The sequence below is a fragment of the Chitinivorax sp. B genome, from assembly GCF_005503445.1.
Taxonomy (GTDB): Bacteria; Pseudomonadota; Gammaproteobacteria; order Burkholderiales; family SCOH01; genus Chitinivorax.
In genome coordinates, this window is record NZ_SCOH01000032.1 from 17,459 (window position 1) to 31,917 (window position 14,459).

15 protein-coding genes and 1 other RNA gene are annotated in these 14,459 nt (G+C 53.5%); 7 read left to right on the plus strand and 9 right to left on the minus strand.

The window, feature by feature from the left end; genetic code table 11:
• Positions 1-38 precede the first annotated feature (38 nt).
• From FFS57_RS17700 to rsmI, 4 genes are all read right to left on the minus strand, one after another.
• The gene (locus FFS57_RS17700) at positions 39-1,526 is read right to left on the minus strand and encodes a CYTH and CHAD domain-containing protein (RefSeq protein WP_137939147.1); all 1,488 of its coding nucleotides are present in this window, start codon (positions 1,524-1,526) and stop codon (positions 39-41) included.
• Between the two features lie 120 nt (positions 1,527-1,646).
• Positions 1,647-1,937, minus strand: an RNA gene (rnpB, locus tag FFS57_RS17705) — RNase P RNA component class A.
• 61 nt (positions 1,938-1,998) lie between these two features.
• Positions 1,999-3,039 carry a dihydroorotase gene (gene pyrC, locus FFS57_RS17710; protein WP_137939148.1) on the minus strand — a complete coding sequence of 347 codons (1,041 nt, stop codon included), beginning with the start codon at positions 3,037-3,039 and terminating at the stop codon, positions 1,999-2,001.
• 48 nt (positions 3,040-3,087) lie between these two features.
• A complete protein-coding gene (gene rsmI / locus FFS57_RS17715) occupies positions 3,088-3,960 on the minus strand; it encodes a 16S rRNA (cytidine(1402)-2'-O)-methyltransferase (protein ID WP_249384054.1) in 873 nt (290 codons plus the stop codon).
• A 123-nt stretch (positions 3,961-4,083) separates the two neighbouring features.
• Here rsmI and FFS57_RS17720 point away from each other — a divergent pair, with 123 nt between their 5' ends.
• The 5 genes from FFS57_RS17720 to FFS57_RS17740 all read left to right on the plus strand — a co-directional run bounded on the left by FFS57_RS17720 (position 4,084) and on the right by FFS57_RS17740 (position 7,707).
• Entirely contained in the window at positions 4,084-5,202 is a 1,119-nt protein-coding gene (locus FFS57_RS17720) for a penicillin-binding protein activator (protein WP_171014043.1), read from the plus strand.
• On the plus strand, positions 5,199-5,537 hold the full coding sequence (locus tag FFS57_RS17725; protein WP_137939150.1) for a YraN family protein: 339 nt from the start codon (positions 5,199-5,201) through the stop codon (positions 5,535-5,537). Before FFS57_RS17720 ends, FFS57_RS17725 begins: the two co-directional genes overlap by 4 nt.
• 2 nt (positions 5,538-5,539) lie before the next feature.
• Positions 5,540-6,127, plus strand: coding sequence for an SIS domain-containing protein (locus tag FFS57_RS17730; RefSeq protein WP_137939151.1), 588 nt, complete (start codon positions 5,540-5,542; stop codon positions 6,125-6,127).
• A gap of 1 nt (position 6,128) precedes the next feature.
• Entirely contained in the window at positions 6,129-6,701 is a 573-nt protein-coding gene (locus FFS57_RS17735; RefSeq protein ID WP_171014044.1) for a BON domain-containing protein, read from the plus strand.
• A 136-nt stretch (positions 6,702-6,837) separates the two neighbouring features.
• Positions 6,838-7,707 carry a DMT family transporter gene (locus tag FFS57_RS17740; RefSeq protein ID WP_137939153.1) on the plus strand — a complete coding sequence of 290 codons (870 nt, stop codon included), beginning with the start codon at positions 6,838-6,840 and terminating at the stop codon, positions 7,705-7,707.
• Positions 7,708-7,749: 42 nt separating this feature from the next.
• On the opposite strand, the gene FFS57_RS17745 is transcribed toward FFS57_RS17740, so the two are convergent.
• The 5 genes from FFS57_RS17745 to glnA all read right to left on the minus strand — a co-directional run bounded on the left by FFS57_RS17745 (position 7,750) and on the right by glnA (position 13,259).
• On the minus strand, positions 7,750-8,286 hold the full coding sequence (locus tag FFS57_RS17745; protein ID WP_137939154.1) for a hypothetical protein: 537 nt from the start codon (positions 8,284-8,286) through the stop codon (positions 7,750-7,752).
• 228 nt (positions 8,287-8,514) lie between these two features.
• Complete coding sequence (gene ntrC, locus FFS57_RS17750; RefSeq protein WP_137939155.1) at positions 8,515-9,912, minus strand: nitrogen regulation protein NR(I); 1,398 nt, start codon at positions 9,910-9,912, stop codon at positions 8,515-8,517.
• Positions 9,909-10,973, minus strand: a complete 1,065-nt coding sequence (gene glnL, locus FFS57_RS17755) for a nitrogen regulation protein NR(II) (protein ID WP_137939156.1) — start codon at positions 10,971-10,973, stop codon at positions 9,909-9,911. The genes ntrC and glnL overlap by 4 nt, the downstream gene beginning before the upstream one ends.
• A gap of 195 nt (positions 10,974-11,168) precedes the next feature.
• On the minus strand, positions 11,169-11,654 hold the full coding sequence (locus tag FFS57_RS17760; RefSeq protein WP_171014045.1) for a DUF4124 domain-containing protein: 486 nt from the start codon (positions 11,652-11,654) through the stop codon (positions 11,169-11,171).
• A gap of 195 nt (positions 11,655-11,849) precedes the next feature.
• Complete coding sequence (glnA, locus tag FFS57_RS17765) at positions 11,850-13,259, minus strand: glutamate--ammonia ligase (protein WP_137939158.1); 1,410 nt, start codon at positions 13,257-13,259, stop codon at positions 11,850-11,852.
• Between the two features lie 309 nt (positions 13,260-13,568).
• Here glnA and FFS57_RS17770 point away from each other — a divergent pair, with 309 nt between their 5' ends.
• Together FFS57_RS17770 and FFS57_RS17775 are read left to right on the plus strand one after the other, a co-directional pair.
• Positions 13,569-14,021: a rhodanese-like domain-containing protein gene (locus FFS57_RS17770; protein WP_137939159.1), complete on the plus strand. Its 453-nt coding sequence runs from the start codon at positions 13,569-13,571 to the stop codon at positions 14,019-14,021.
• 4 nt (positions 14,022-14,025) lie between these two features.
• Positions 14,026-14,382 (plus strand): DUF4124 domain-containing protein, encoded by a 357-nt coding sequence (locus FFS57_RS17775; protein WP_137939160.1) that lies wholly within the window; start codon positions 14,026-14,028, stop codon positions 14,380-14,382.
• Positions 14,383-14,459 lie beyond the last annotated feature (77 nt).

Genomic DNA, 14,459 nt, shown 5'->3' on the forward strand with positions numbered 1-14,459 from the left:
GTGTGCGGATGATAGGTATGAATGCTTCGCGATTACCTCTACCAATAAGTGCGGGGCAGATCTTGGCTCAACGTGATCTGGCCAACCTGTCTTGCCATCAACCAACCGCGGAGCAGGCCAATCAACTCCGCTTCATCAGTTTTTCTGACGTGGTTGACAATGTCTGCCAACAAGCCATTGGCGACCCGATCATCATTACTGTGGCCAAATTGCGACTGAAGTTGGGCCAGCCATTCCGCAAATTTCTCGTACCGTTTACCACCATACGCCATCTGCCCGAACTCACCGAGATAACGCATTTTTTTACCGGCAATACGGCTTTGATGTCGTGCCAAGCCATCCTCTGCTGCTTTGGATAGTGTAGCTTGCAGTCGCTTGGCGTACTTTTTGAGGACAGGTCCCAGTGCTTCGTCAAAATGGATAAGCGTTTCCTGATTGGTAAGGGTGGCAAAATAGCGACCCCACTCCAGTAATAGGAGTTGATAGCGTCGGCTGCTTAGCGTCAAACGTGCTTCGTCATGCGCAGCATAGCCGCGGGCGACCAGTCGCGCATGCAATCGGCTTCGGGCGGTGTGGGGACCAATCTGCTCAAATAGGGGTGGCAGTGTCTCTCCCAGTAGCACGTCCCAATCCCGGGCATTGCCCAGAACAGTTCCCAGCCAACGTAGTTCGGTCATTAGAAAGGACACTTTATCCGGGTCTGGTAAATGGGGACGGAATGCACTGAGCAAGACGCGTAGCCGGCGCAGGGTCACTCGCATTTGATGCAGGTATTCTGACTCGTCCGGGCGGCGTAGAAATCCAGTCTCGTTTCTCTGGAAGCTATCAAGCAGGCTGTGTGCCAGCGTGCTGACGGCGTCAGTCAGCGGGGTATCAGCTGCGACTGTGGGCGAGGTCCATTTCTGTGGTGCAGTGATCTGTTCGCCATAAGCCAAACGGTAACCGCGTTCGGCCTTGCTGGCATTTTCAATATGGATGTTGTAACGGCTTGCAATGGCCAATGCTATGTCAAACAGTGCGGAAACTGGCCCAGCCTTCAGCTCTAGCTCAATTTCGCAAATCGGTTCGGTTTTGTCGGTTACGACAATTTCACCTTGGTCCAGTGCCAGCTCGATTTCCACCTCGTCAGTGGGGCGAAGGACGCGTACTGTACGCTGGAAATTGGTCGCAAACACTGGCTTCAGCCGTGTAATCCGCTCTTCATCAAACCAGTCAGCCCACGGGCTGTCAGCAGCCGGAGCAAAGTCCAACGCACGACCTGAAACCGGGTATTCCAGCTCTTGGCGGGAATGTAGGCCACCAATGACTTGGCCCCCACCTTTGATGGTCTGTAGCCACTGCTTACCGGCACATCGCAATCGTAAGCCGATGCGGGCTGCTTGCAGTTCATGATCCGGGGTGTCGAAATAAATGTTTTCCAGCGACACTCGTTGGCTATGGGCTTTGGTCGCTGGTTTCAGGAGGGGATCTTTCAGCAGCTTGCTGACATCGCTTGGGTCAATCAGCAGTTTCAGTTCAACTTCCATGGTCGTGGCTGCCGCAACTTAATAATAGAGAACCGCCCGAGTGTAGACGAGGTGGGCTACAGGTTCCAGCACCACAGAAAGAAAAACGGACCGCCCTCAGGCGATCCGTTCCTAATATCAAGTTGAAGTCAGCCGGTAAGCCGGGTTCTGTCGTGGACAATCATTCCTCTAGGCCTTGCATTGCTCCAAGGCTCAAGCTGCCTACCCGCGGACTCAGCGAGCAACCTCAACGTCCGCCTATTTGGCATTGCTCCGGGTGGAGGTTACCGCGTTTCACCGTAACTGAATACGCTCGTCTCTGTGGCCCTATTCCTCGTCTCGCGACGTACGGCCGTTAGCCGTCACCCTGCTCTGTGGAGCCCGGACTTTCCTCCCCCCGATTGCTCGGGCAGCGATTGTCTGGCTGACTTCAGGCGGAATTCTACCACCGAATCGGAAAAATTCCGCCGCTGATCCGGATGAATGCCAGTATTTAACCCTGCATGCACCAGCCGATGGTTTCGCCAGCACGCAGTGGCACGACTGTTGAATCGCCGAACTGGTATTCGGCGGGCACGGTCCAGCTTTCCTTTACCAAGGTGATGGTATCCGAATGACGTGGCAGGCTATAGAAATCTGCCCCATTGAAGCTGGCGAATGCTTCCAGCTTGTCCAGGGCGTTTACGCTTTCGAAGGCTTCCGCATATAGCTCAATCGCAGCATGGGCAGAGTAGATGCCGGCACAGCCACAGGCGGCTTCCTTGGTGTGCTTGGCATGCGGTGCAGAATCCGTACCCAGGAAGAATTTTGGATTACCGCTGGTAGCGGCTTTCAGCAGTTCCACCCGATGTTCTTCGCGTTTCAATACCGGCAGGCAATAGTGATGTGGCCGTACACCACCGATAAACAATGCATTTCGATTCATCAGCAGATGCTGTGGCGTCAAGGTCGCACCAATATTGCTGGGTGCCGCCATGACAAATTGTGCGGCTTGTTTGGTGGTGATGTGTTCGAACACGACTTTCAAGCCAGGGAACTGACGAGTCAACGGGGTCATCACTTTGTCGATGAAGACGGCTTCACGGTCGAATACATCTACGTCGCCATCGGTTACTTCCCCATGCACCAATAAAGGCAAGCCCTGTTTTTCCATTTCTGCCAGCACGGCAGCGCATTTGCCCAGCAGATCGGTCACACCTGAATCGGAATTGGTGGTTGCACCGGCCGGATACAGTTTGATGGCTTTGACGAAACCACTTTGCTTGGCCTTGATGACTTCCGCTGGCGAGGTCAGGTCGGTGAGGTACAACACCATCAACGGTTCAAAGCGGCTACCTGCAGGCAGGGCGGCCAGAATGCGTTCACGATAGGCCGCAGCGAGTTCTACTGTAGTGACAGGTGGCTTCAGATTGGGCATCACAATGGCTCGCCCGAATTGGCGTGCGGTGTCCTTTACCACATCGCGCATGGCGATACCGTCGCGCAGATGCAGGTGCCAATCGTCAGGGCGGGTCAGGGTGAGTTGCTGGGTCATGAGGCGGCTCGCAAAATCAATGAAAACAGACAGACATTATAACTCTGTTCAGTCTGCTGCTTTCAGCTTCAGCGCGGCATCGTATAACTGCTTTTTGTTGGCTCCAGTGATTTCCGCGGCCAACCCGGATGCCTGTTTGACTGGCAGCCCTTTCAGCAGGATACCTAACACACGGAGCGTTTCAGGGCTGATCGATTCATCAGCTTCAACTTCCGGCGCACCCTCAATGATCACCACAAATTCGCCACGGGTCTGATTGCTGTCAGACGCAAACCAGGCTGCCACCTGGCCTAACTGGCAGCGGTGAATGGTCTCGAAGGTTTTGGTCAGTTCGCGGGCTAGCAGGACTCGACGTTCCGCCCCAAATATCTCGGCCATGTCTGCCAGACATTCTTCGATCCGGTGTGGTGCTTCATAGAATACCAAGGCATAAGGGGCATCCACCAAAATCTGTAGCGCCTTTTTGCGCTGACCTGATTTAGGGGGCAAGAAACCGTAAAACAAGAACTGGTTCTGGGTGAAACCGCTGGCCGACAAAGCGGTGACCACGGCACTGCAACCAGGGATGGGGACAACCTTGAGGCCAGCCTCACGTACCACATCCACCAAAATGGCACCAGGGTCGCTGACTGCGGGGGTGCCTGCATCGGATACCTGCGCAATGGATTTGCCTTCCCGCAGCCAATTGATGATACGTTCGGCTTCACGACGCTCGTTATGTTCGCGCACCGAGATGGTTTTGGTCATGATCTGGAACGAGGCCAATAACTTCTGTGTGACCCGTGTATCCTCGGCTGCAATGATGTCCACGGTGCGTAAAACCTCCAGGGCACGCATACTTAAATCGCGTAAATTCCCAATGGGAGTGGCCACCACATATAATACGCCTTCTTCCACGGCGCCATTTTCCAAATGCGACAACGTATTACCTCATTCCTGCTAGCGATAAGCTGCTTACTATACGCAGGCTGTGCGCACCAAGCCAGCCGCACGCCTGCTCCGATTGAAAAACGCGATGCACAACCAGCTTACAAGTTGGCGCCCATGCCTTCTGCCAAACCAACTGCTGCCACTAAAACTGCGCCAGCCAAGCCGGCAACCAAGGCAAGCGACACCGCGGTGGTGCAAGTGACCCCACTGGAGACTGCACCGCCGCTGGCGTCAGTGGCCAAAGCGGATACGCAGGCAAGCAGTCCGCCAGCCCAGGCAACCCGTGGCCCAATGATCGCCTTGATACTGCCCATTGGCACGAAAGCCTTGGGCATGCCTGCCGAGGCGATAAAGGAAGGGTTTAATGCTGCAGTAACAGCAAGGCCAGAGACTGATTTGCCGATTCGTGTCTACCCAACCAACGAGCAGACCGATGATCTGCTCTTCAACTATAAGCAGGCATTGGATGAAGGTGCCAGCGTAGTAGTGGGGCCACTAACCAAACCGGCGATCACTACATTGGCGAATTCGGGCTTGGTGTCTGTTCCGACGCTGGTATTGAATACGCCAGATGCCGGTACTGTTTTACCTGGGCAGATGTTTGCATTCGGATTGTCGGCGGAAGCTGAAGCCCGCCAAGTGGCACGTGGTGCGTATGGCGGCACTCAGACACGGGCCTTGGTGATCAGTATCGATACCCCGTTGAATCGTCGTATTGCACTAGCTTTCAGCGAAGAGTGGCGGCAGTTGGGCGGTAACATTGAAGCAGATTTCCAACTAGGTAGTCAGGCTACATTTTCCCGGTTACGTGACACAATCGAGCGGATTCGCCCGGAGTTGGTATTCCTGGCGTTGGACCCAAGACGTGCCCGGCAAGCAAGGCCATATATTGGTTACGGTATGCCAGCCTATGCAACGTCTCAAGTACACAACGGCATGATGAATGCACCGGTAAACCGTGATCTGTTAGGCGTGCAGTTTGTTGACATGCCTTGGTTGACTGACAAGGGTAATGAATTGGTTGGCCTTTACCCCGTAAGTACACAGAAACTGACGGCTGATCTGGATCGCCTGTATGCGATGGGAATCGATGCTTATCGAATTGCAGCAAAAATGGCCAAGGGTGAGGTGCCTGCCAGCTTTGAAGGGGTGACGGGCCATATTGAGCTGAAGCGACAGCAGTTTCTGCGCACGGCCACCATGACTTCATTTGGTAGCGATAGCGTCCAATGAGTATCGATGGTGCCGCTGCCGAAGCGGTAGCTGCCCGTTTTCTGATCCGCCACGGTTTGAAGATCGTGGCGCGCAATTATCGTTGCCGTTTGGGTGAAATCGACCTGATCGCCTTGGACGGGAACACATTGGTGTTTGTCGAGGTCAAAGCCCGTTCGGGGTCTGGCTTTGGCGGCAGCATATATAGCATTACACCGGCCAAGCAGCGCAAGCTGCTGGCCACTGCCCAACATTATCTTGCCAGCCTGGGTCGTGAGCCTGCTTGTCGTTTCGATGCTGTATTGTTCGAAGGACAGGGCGCACCGACTTGGCTGCGCAATATCCTGGAAGCCTGACAATGGATTTGGTTGAACGTATCAACCGGCAATTTGCCGACAATATTGAACTGACAACCCGCGTGATGCATGAGCTGTCGCCTGGCATAGCTCACGCTGCTGAGCGTATCGTGTCCTGCCTGATGGCAGATGGCAAGCTGCTGGCTTGTGGCAATGGTACGTCAGCTGCTGACGCGCAGCGTTTTGCATCGTTGTTGTTGAACCGATTTGAACGCGAGCGTCCGGGTCTGGCCGCTTTTGCCTTGGCCAGTGATGCCACCACTTTGGCTGCTATTGCTGAAGATTATGATTTCGACCTGGTCTATTCAAAGCAGGTGCGTGCCATTGGTCAGCCAAATGATCTGTTGCTGGCCATTTCGGCCAGCGGTAGTGCAGCGAATGTGGTTGAAGCCATTCACGCTGCCCATGAGCGCCAAATGGGCGTCATTGCCCTATCGGCAGAAGGCGGACTGGTTGGTGATGTGCTGACATCGGAAGATGTTCACCTCAGCATTGCGGATGGCCACCCACCTCGCGTCAGGGAAATACATATGTTGACGTTGCATGCTTTGTGCGACGCCATCGACTGCATGTTATTGGGAGCTGATTGAAATGAAGAAGACATTTGTATTGATGGCCTTTGCCACACTGGCTACGCCGGTATTGCAAGGTTGTGCACCTCTGGTTGTGGGCGCTGCTGCCGGCACGGTGCTCATGGCCAATGATCGCCGCACGACCGGCACCCAGATTGATGACCAGTCGATCGAATTGAAATTGGAAAACCGCGCCAAGGAGGAGTTCGGTGACCGAGCTCATGTCAACGTCACTAGTTACAACCGTGCAGCCTTGTTGACAGGTGAAGCGGAAAGCGATGATGTGAAGCAGGGCCTGGAGCGGTCTGCGCGTACTGTGCCTGGGGTAGGCAAGATCCATAATGAACTGGTAATCGGTCCGAATTCCACGCTGGGTGCGCGCACTGCTGATACGGCCACCACGACCCGCGTCAAAACAGCATTGATCAGCAATACCAGTATCAATGCCAATCAGATCAAAGTGGTGACGGAGGCAGGTACGGTCTATTTAATGGGTATTGTCAGCCGATTCGAATCAAAAACAGCGGCTGATATTGCTGCAGGTGTATCTGGTGTTAAAAAGGTCGTTACCTTATTCGAATATCTTGATTGATTTGTTCTGATATCCTCGTTCTATCGTCAACTGGGATAAGGTTTTACTGACGCTACCTGATTCCCAGCACGGTCAGGTTCGACCATGGCCTGAACCGGGTAACAATCTGGCGGGTGAACAACGGATAAATTCCCTTATGCTTACTGCTTCCTCACAGCGTACCATGGGTGCGCTGCTGATTCTGCTGTCCGCATTTGCGTTCGGCGTCATGCCTTTATTCACTCACTATGCTTATGCTGCTGGCGCAGATACGCGTACGGTGCTGATGCTTCGTTTTTCGTTGGCTGGCTTGGTCATGTTGGCGGTGATGTCGCTCAGGCGCGATCCCTGGCCGCGTGGCAAGGCCTTGCTGGGGTTGGTGGCAATGGGTGCCTTGGGGTATGCAGGTCAGTCATTTTGTTACTTCACAGCTTTGCATTATGCCAACCCGGGTTTAGTGGCCTTGTTGCTGTATTTGTATCCAATTCTGGTGACCATATTGGCGGCTTTGTTTTTGCATGAGCCCCTGACACGCAATAAGTTGATCGCGCTGGGGCTGGCTTGCCTGGGGTTGGTATTGACTATCGGCCCGGCCCTGGGCGGCTCGCCAACTGGAATCGTGCTGGGATTGATGGCCGCAGTCATCTATTCCATTTATATTGTTGTTGGATCCCGTATCACGGTAGGTGGCAATGCATTTGCGACTTCGACAGTGATCATGCTGTCAGCTGCTGTGACGTTCTCCGTCAGCATGATTGGCAGTCAGCTGTCTTGGCCTGTTGGGGTTGTTGGGTGGTCGGCCATGTTGGCGATTGCATTGATTTGCACTGTGGTGGCAATCATTGCTTTCTTCGGTGGGCTGAAACGTTTGGGGCCGAGTGAGTCGTCGATGCTGTCGACTTTTGAACCGGTGGTCAGCGTCGTAGGTGCAGCATGGCTGCTAGGTGATCAGATGAACGCTATGCAATGGTTGGGCGGGGTCTTGATTTTGGCTGCTGCCATGGTACTGGCCCGCCGCCCACGTTGACACCAATCCGGAACAAGTTTGCTTTTGGCACGGATTTGCTGATTATTTATCGCAATGCGGATCGCTGGAGCCACAAGTGACTGTACCGACGGATGGACGGATACGCTTTTCCCGTTCTTCGGCCATTTTGGCTTCGGCAATTTGCCGATTGAGCTCTCGTAGTGCTTCATCGGCTTTTTGTCGTTCGTGTGCCTTTAAACGCTCATCTGCAGATCGGCGCTTCATCTCCGCATATTCCTGCTCATATTTTTCCCGGCGTTTTTGCGCCTCGTAAGCATATTGATTGCGATGGCTCTCGTTACGGGCCGACGAATATTCCCGGTCTGCATCCTCACGTAACTTTTTCAGCTGTTCGGCGGCTGCAGCGCCCCGCGCCTGCTCGGCAGCGATGCTGTTGACTTCGACTTCGGCGATTTGCATCGCTGCATTCTGACGGGCCTCTTCTGCCTCACGTTGTGCAGTCTCTGCTTGTTCTGCAAGCGCTAGCCGGCGTGCTTGAGCGCGTTCCTTTTGAATCCATAGCCCGCTCATCAATACGACAACAATGACGCCGGCGCCCACCATGACTTTGGTGTTCATGCTCTTTCTATCGCTTTCGAAGTTGACGAAGTGTTGTTGATTCTAGCATGCGATTATCCAAATGAAATGACTGAAACCAGCTAGATTTGAATGTTTTTTAACGAGTTGAATCAGTAGTGCATTTGATGCTGGTCTGTACCTGAATATCACAAACCAGATTTGGCGGTATGTTGGGTAGATTGGACAAGATTTGCCATCCTGCCATGATACTTTCATGGCAGGATGAAGTCAGTCGCTGTGGTCCAGACTCAGCTCTTGAATCTTGCGTGTGAGAGTATTCCGACCCAAGCCAAGGAGGCCGGCAGCTTCGATGCGGCGTCCCCCAGTATGGGCGAGAGCGGTCAAGATCAAGACTTTTTCAAATTGGCGGGTCAATTCATCAATAATGCCGGTTTCGCCACGACTCAGACGCTGACGTGCCTCGATCTCCAGTGCGCTGACCCAATTGGTGGTGCTGGCTTCATCACCAGACTGATCTTCGCGAATTTCGGGGGGAAGATCAGCAACTTCGACATTTTGGCCAGGTGCCATGACAGTCAGCCAGTGGCAGACGTTTTCCAGTTGTCTGACATTGCCTGGAAAGTCGCGCTGCGACAGGAATTTCATGGCATTGTCAGACAGGCGTTTGGGTTCCATGCCCAATTCGCGAGCGCTTTTTTGCAGAAAGTGGCGTGCCAGAATTGGGATGTCTTGTTGCCGTTCGCGAAGCGGGGGCAAACGTAGGCGGATGACGTTAAGGCGGTGGAACAGATCTTCACGAAATACCCCTTCCTTGACCCGCTGTTCCAGATTCTGGTGTGTGGCGGCAATCACTCGGACATTGGCCTTGATGGGTGTATGCCCGCCGACACGATAATAAAAGCCATCTGACAGTACACGTAACAACCGGGTTTGCAGATCAGGAGGCATATCGCCGATTTCATCAAGGAACAATGTGCCGCCCTCGGCCTGCTCAAAGCGTCCACGACGTTGGGCTTGTGCACCAGTGAAAGCGCCACGTTCATGGCCAAACAGTTCGCTTTCCAGCAAATCCTTGGGAATGGCTGCGGTATTGATGGCAATGAATGGGTTGTCGGCCCGTGGGCTGTGGCGGTGCAGGGCGCGGGCGACCAATTCCTTACCAGAACCTGACTCGCCTGTGATCATGACGGTCGCGGACGATTGACTCAATCGGCCAATGGCCCGGAAAACCTCTTGCATGGCGGGAGCCTGACCCAGAATCTCCGGTGTGCCTTGGACATCTTCCGTGGTACCACCTTTACGCATGCTTTCGTCGATGGCACGGCGTACCAGCTCAATGGCATGGTCAATATCGAATGGTTTGGGCAAGTACTCGAATGCACCGCCTTGGAAGGCAGCAACAGCGCTGTCCAGATCGGAATGCGCGGTCATGATGATCACGGGCAGATCCGGGTGTTTTTCCTTTACCTTTTGCAATAGATCCAGACCGGATTCACCAGGCATGCGGATATCGCTGACGACCACTTGTGGTAATTCACGTTCCAGTGATGTCAGTGCATCGTGTACGCAGGAGAAACTGCGGAAGTCGATATTTTCGCGCCCCAGTGCTTTCTCAAATACCCAACGGATGGAACGGTCGTCATCAATAATCCAGACGGGTTTCATGTCTTATCCTTCGATTCTGCGCCAATTGGTAGCAAGATGGTGAAGTTGGTATAGCCAGGGCGGCTGTCAAAATCGATGGTGCCCTGATGCTGTTGGATGTAGTTTTGTGCAAGGGTCAGGCCCAATCCGGTGCCATCTGGTCGACCTGATACCAGTGGATAGAATATGTTGTCACGTAGATGTGGTGGAATACCGGGGCCGTTGTCGACAATCTGTAGACATAAGGCTAGCCGATAGCGCTTGCGTACCAGTGTTACCTGGCGGGAAACCCTGGTCCGGAGGGTGATTTCCCCCTTACCAAGCATGGCTTGTACCGCATTGCGTGCAATATTCAAGACAACTTGGATCAACTGTTCCTTGTCGCCTGTCACCGGTGGCAGGCTGGTATCGTAATCTCGACGTATGGTCAGTCCTTGCGGTACTTCTGCCAGCAACAGGCTGCGTACTCGCTCCAGCACTTCATGGATATTCACCTCGGCAACCTGTGGAATGCGGTGGGGTGTCAGCAAACGGTCAATCAGTGATTGCAGACGTTCTGACTCCTGAATGATGACCTGGGTATATTCAGTCAATTCCTTGCGATCCAGCTCGTGTTCCAGTAGTTGAGCTGCACCACGGATACCGCCCAATGGGTTCTTGATTTCATGTGCAAGGTTGCGAATCAGCTCTTTGTTGGCTTGCTGCTGAACCAGAATGCGTTCTTCATTTGCAATTTTCATTTGCTGGTCGATCGGGCGGATTTCCAGCAGACATGCCGCGTGAGGCGATTCGATGGGGGTGACCGTGCAATCCACTCGCAGTTCACTGCCCGTTGTAGGGCTGAGTCGCAGATCATGTTCGGCGATACTGACATTTTTGTTCAATGCAGAATCGACTACGTCATGTAATACGCTGCCAAACTTGGGTAAGGCGATGTGAAGACTTTGTCCATTGACATTGCGCAGTGTGAAATCCAGCAAATTTTCTGCAGCTGGATTCACATAGCAGATACATTGCGCATGATCGAGCGCAATGACCGCAGTATCAAGCAAATCCAGGCCAGAAAAGGCGTTGAAGGACATGGTGCGCATGGTTGCCAATAATGGGTGAAGTTTAAGCAAATATCAGGCCAGGTAAGATCACACAGCCTGATTCACCAGACAATACAATTGATTGGAACAATTCAACCAGGCCCGAGACCAGATGGGCCATTGCAACAGGGCCTCATATCAGGGCGGCATTGCACCGCCCGGGCCAGTACGCACTATTTTAGTGCATTATCGGATGTTTGACAGCTCTCTGCGAATCGCATTGATGTTAGATTCATGGTTGGCCAACGATTCCCGCGCTTTACCCAGTTTTTCGAGACGTCGGGTGGCATCTTCGCCGGGTTTGGCAACCTGTAACTCATCAACTGATTTGCGGGCATCTACCAGTAGTTTTTCTTCTCCACGCAATTCTTCTTCCAGAATACCTCGTCGTGTAGTGTCGCGTTTCCGCTGGGTATCGCCATCCACACGTGGGAAATCCGACGGTCCGACATTGATTGGTGCGGATGAGCCGGATTTACCGCTACCGCGGCTACTACGCGGTGCTGAAATCTGGTTGTAAGTGCCCAGATCCAGCTTTTTGGCCCCTTTGATCGGGCTATTGGAATAGGTGACCTGTCCGTTTTCGTCGACATATTTGTAGATTTCGGCATGAGCTATGCCGGAAATGGCGCTTATTGCCAGCAAAGCAATCATGCACTGATAAAGCTTCATGTGAACGGGTACTCGGAGAGGGTAAAAAGGAGACAGTTTGAGTTTACGTACATTCCCGCCCTCAGGACAAGCCATCGTCAGGAAACGGGGTTGAATTCTAAATTTGATATTGATGTAATGCAAACGGAATATCTGGTTATGGGGCGTAAAAAAGGAGCGGTGGACCGCTCCTTTCTTGTACGGCTGCAGTCCAAATTAGGACGAGTAGTACATTGCGAATTCGACCGGGTGAGTGGTCATGCGGAACTTCTGAACTTCTTCCATCTTCAGTTCGATGTAGGAATCGATCCAGTCGTCGCTGAACACGCCGCCACGGGTCAGGAACTCACGGTCCTTGTCCAGGGCTTCCAGCGCCATTTCCAGGCTGTGGCAAACCTTCGGCACCAGTGCGTCTTCTTCGGGTGGCAAGTCGTACAGGTTCTTGTCCATGGCATCGCCAGGGTGGATCTTGTTCTGAACACCGTCCAGGCCCGCCATCATCAGTGCAGAGAAGCACAGGTACGGGTTAGCCAAAGGATCTGGGAAACGCGCTTCAATACGGCGAGCCTTGTCGGACGCAACATACGGAATACGGATGGAAGCTGAACGGTTCTTTGCAGAGTAAGCCAGCATTACCGGTGCTTCGTAACCTGGAACCAGACGTTTGTACGAGTTGGTGCCAGGGTTGGTGATGGCGTTCAGTGCCTTGGCGTGCTTGATGATACCGCCAATGTAGAACAGCGCGAATTCGGACAGGCCGGCGTAGCCATTGCCTGCGAACAGGTTCTTGCCGTCTTTCCAGATTGACTGGTGAACGTGCATACCGGAACCGTTGTCACCAACGATTGGTTTTGGCATGAAGGTTGCTGTCTTGCCATAAGCGTGGGCAACGTTGTGTACCACGTACTTCAGGATCTGAGTCCAGTCAGCACGTTGTACCAGTGTGGAAAACTTAGTGCCGATTTCGTTCTGGCCGGCGGTTGCCACTTCGTGGTGGTGTACTTCAACCGGTACGCCCATTTCTTCCAGCGCATTGCACATTGCAGCGCGGATGTCATGGTGTGAATCAACCGGTGGAACTGGGAAGTAACCACCCTTGACGCCAGGACGGTGGCCAGTGTTGCCACCTTCGAAATCTTCTGCGGACGACCAAGCAGCTTCTTCGGATTTGATCTTGACGTGGCAACCGCTCATGTCGGTACCCCAGGTCACGCCGTCGAAAATGAAGAATTCAGGTTCCGGGCCAAAGTAGGCGGTGTCGCCTAGGCCGGATGCCTTAAGATAAGCTTCAGCGCGCTTGGCGATGGAGCGTGGGCAACGGTCATAACCCTTGCCATCAACCGGATCGATAACGTCACAGCTCAGGATCAGAGTGGGTTCGTCAAAGAACGGATCGATATTGGCCGTTGCAGGATCGGGCATCAGCAACATGTCGGAAGCCTGAATGCCTTTCCAACCTGAAATCGAAGAACCATCGAAGGCGTGGCCGCGTTCGAACCATTCTTCGCTTACCACGTGGGCCGGCACGGAAACGTGCTGTTCTTTGCCACGGGTGTCGGTAAAGCGCAGGTCGACGAATTTAACTTCGTTGTCCTGAATCAATTTCAATACGTCGGCGACCGCCATGTTGTTCTCCTGACGAGTAGGTGGTGTACAGTTGTCTCAAAGCGCAATTTCGACGCCAGCCCCCAGGGCAAGTTCCCATCCGTATTGAGAAGGAGGGCGTCAGCGCGACACGGCTAGGTAAAGCATGAACTGTGCCATGCCCCAAAATCGGCCAAGTTATTGTGCCACAACGGAGCATGGTGCCGCCATTGAATATGCAGGCACATATTTGGTGCGTTTAAAATGAAATCGCACTATTGTGGTGCGGTGCTTGGATTGGCGTGGATGAGTACGTTTTGCAATAATTCGGTCTTACACACAGGAGGCACCATGAGCAAGACCAACAATATTCTGCTGGCGGCCAAAGCCCGCGCTGAACAGATGGGCCTGCCGTATTCCGGCGCATTGACACCGGATGAGGCCCACGAACTGATGCAGACCTTGCCTGGCGCCCGCCTGGTGGATGTGCGTTCCCATGCGGAATGGAATTTTGTCGGTACGATACCGGGTTCAATCAATATTGAATTGAAGCGTTTTCCAGGCATGATTGACAATCCGGATTTCCTACCGCAGCTTAAGCAGCAAGTGGATCAGGAGGCCGTGGTCATGTTTCTGTGTCGGACTGGTGGGCGTTCGGATCACGCAGCCCGTTTGGCCGCTGCCAATGGTTTCAGTGATTGTTTCAATGTGCTGGAAGGCTTTGAGGGCGACAAGGACGAGGGCCAACACCGTGGCACGGTAAGTGGTTGGAAGGCTCGTAAGTTGCCTTGGGTGCAGAGCTGACCCTATGTGGCGATTATTGATGATTGTCGCCGTGCTGGCGGGTGGTGCTTACTGGTTCAATGTGGGGAATGTTCGTCAGCAACTGGATCCCAAGCTGAAACCATTTAAGGGGCACGGTGAATCCGCTGCGACGCAGGCTGACGAGGTGGTACGTTGGCGCGACAACAACGGCACCTGGGTATATGGTGACGTGGCGCAGGCACCCAAAGGGGTCAAGGTGGAAAAAGTGGCCCTCAAGCCGTTGATGGTCGTGCCAAGCCAAGCCCCGGCAGTTGATTCGGGTAAAGCGGATTCCCCGCCACCGGCTCAGCCACCCAAGTCTGCATTGGAGCGAATGCAGCAAGCTGTTTCCAGTCAATAGCTATCTTTCATCACGCCCCGCCAAGGGGCGTTTCAAATTGTCTGCAATCTGGCATCATCACCCACCCGCTACCCCAA

Excerpts from the sequence above, each read along its gene's own strand:
- FFS57_RS17700 (WP_137939147.1), bottom strand. The coding sequence starts at position 1,526 with ATGGAAGTTGAACTGAAACTGCTGATTGACCCAAGCGATGTCAGCAAG.
- pyrC (WP_137939148.1), bottom strand. The coding sequence starts at position 3,039 with ATGACCCAGCAACTCACCCTGACCCGCCCTGACGATTGGCACCTGCAT.
- FFS57_RS17720 (WP_171014043.1), top strand. The coding sequence starts at position 4,084 with ATGCCTTCTGCCAAACCAACTGCTGCCACTAAAACTGCGCCAGCCAAG.
- FFS57_RS17725 (WP_137939150.1), top strand. The coding sequence starts at position 5,199 with ATGAGTATCGATGGTGCCGCTGCCGAAGCGGTAGCTGCCCGTTTTCTG.
- FFS57_RS17730 (WP_137939151.1), top strand. The coding sequence starts at position 5,540 with ATGGATTTGGTTGAACGTATCAACCGGCAATTTGCCGACAATATTGAA.
- FFS57_RS17735 (WP_171014044.1), top strand. The coding sequence starts at position 6,129 with ATGAAGAAGACATTTGTATTGATGGCCTTTGCCACACTGGCTACGCCG.
- FFS57_RS17740 (WP_137939153.1), top strand. The coding sequence starts at position 6,838 with ATGCTTACTGCTTCCTCACAGCGTACCATGGGTGCGCTGCTGATTCTG.
- FFS57_RS17745 (WP_137939154.1), bottom strand. The coding sequence starts at position 8,286 with ATGAACACCAAAGTCATGGTGGGCGCCGGCGTCATTGTTGTCGTATTG.
- ntrC (WP_137939155.1), bottom strand. The coding sequence starts at position 9,912 with ATGAAACCCGTCTGGATTATTGATGACGACCGTTCCATCCGTTGGGTA.
- glnL (WP_137939156.1), bottom strand. The coding sequence starts at position 10,973 with ATGTCCTTCAACGCCTTTTCTGGCCTGGATTTGCTTGATACTGCGGTC.
- FFS57_RS17760 (WP_171014045.1), bottom strand. The coding sequence starts at position 11,654 with ATGAAGCTTTATCAGTGCATGATTGCTTTGCTGGCAATAAGCGCCATT.
- glnA (WP_137939158.1), bottom strand. The coding sequence starts at position 13,259 with ATGGCGGTCGCCGACGTATTGAAATTGATTCAGGACAACGAAGTTAAA.
- FFS57_RS17770 (WP_137939159.1), top strand. The coding sequence starts at position 13,569 with ATGAGCAAGACCAACAATATTCTGCTGGCGGCCAAAGCCCGCGCTGAA.
- FFS57_RS17775 (WP_137939160.1), top strand. The coding sequence starts at position 14,026 with ATGTGGCGATTATTGATGATTGTCGCCGTGCTGGCGGGTGGTGCTTAC.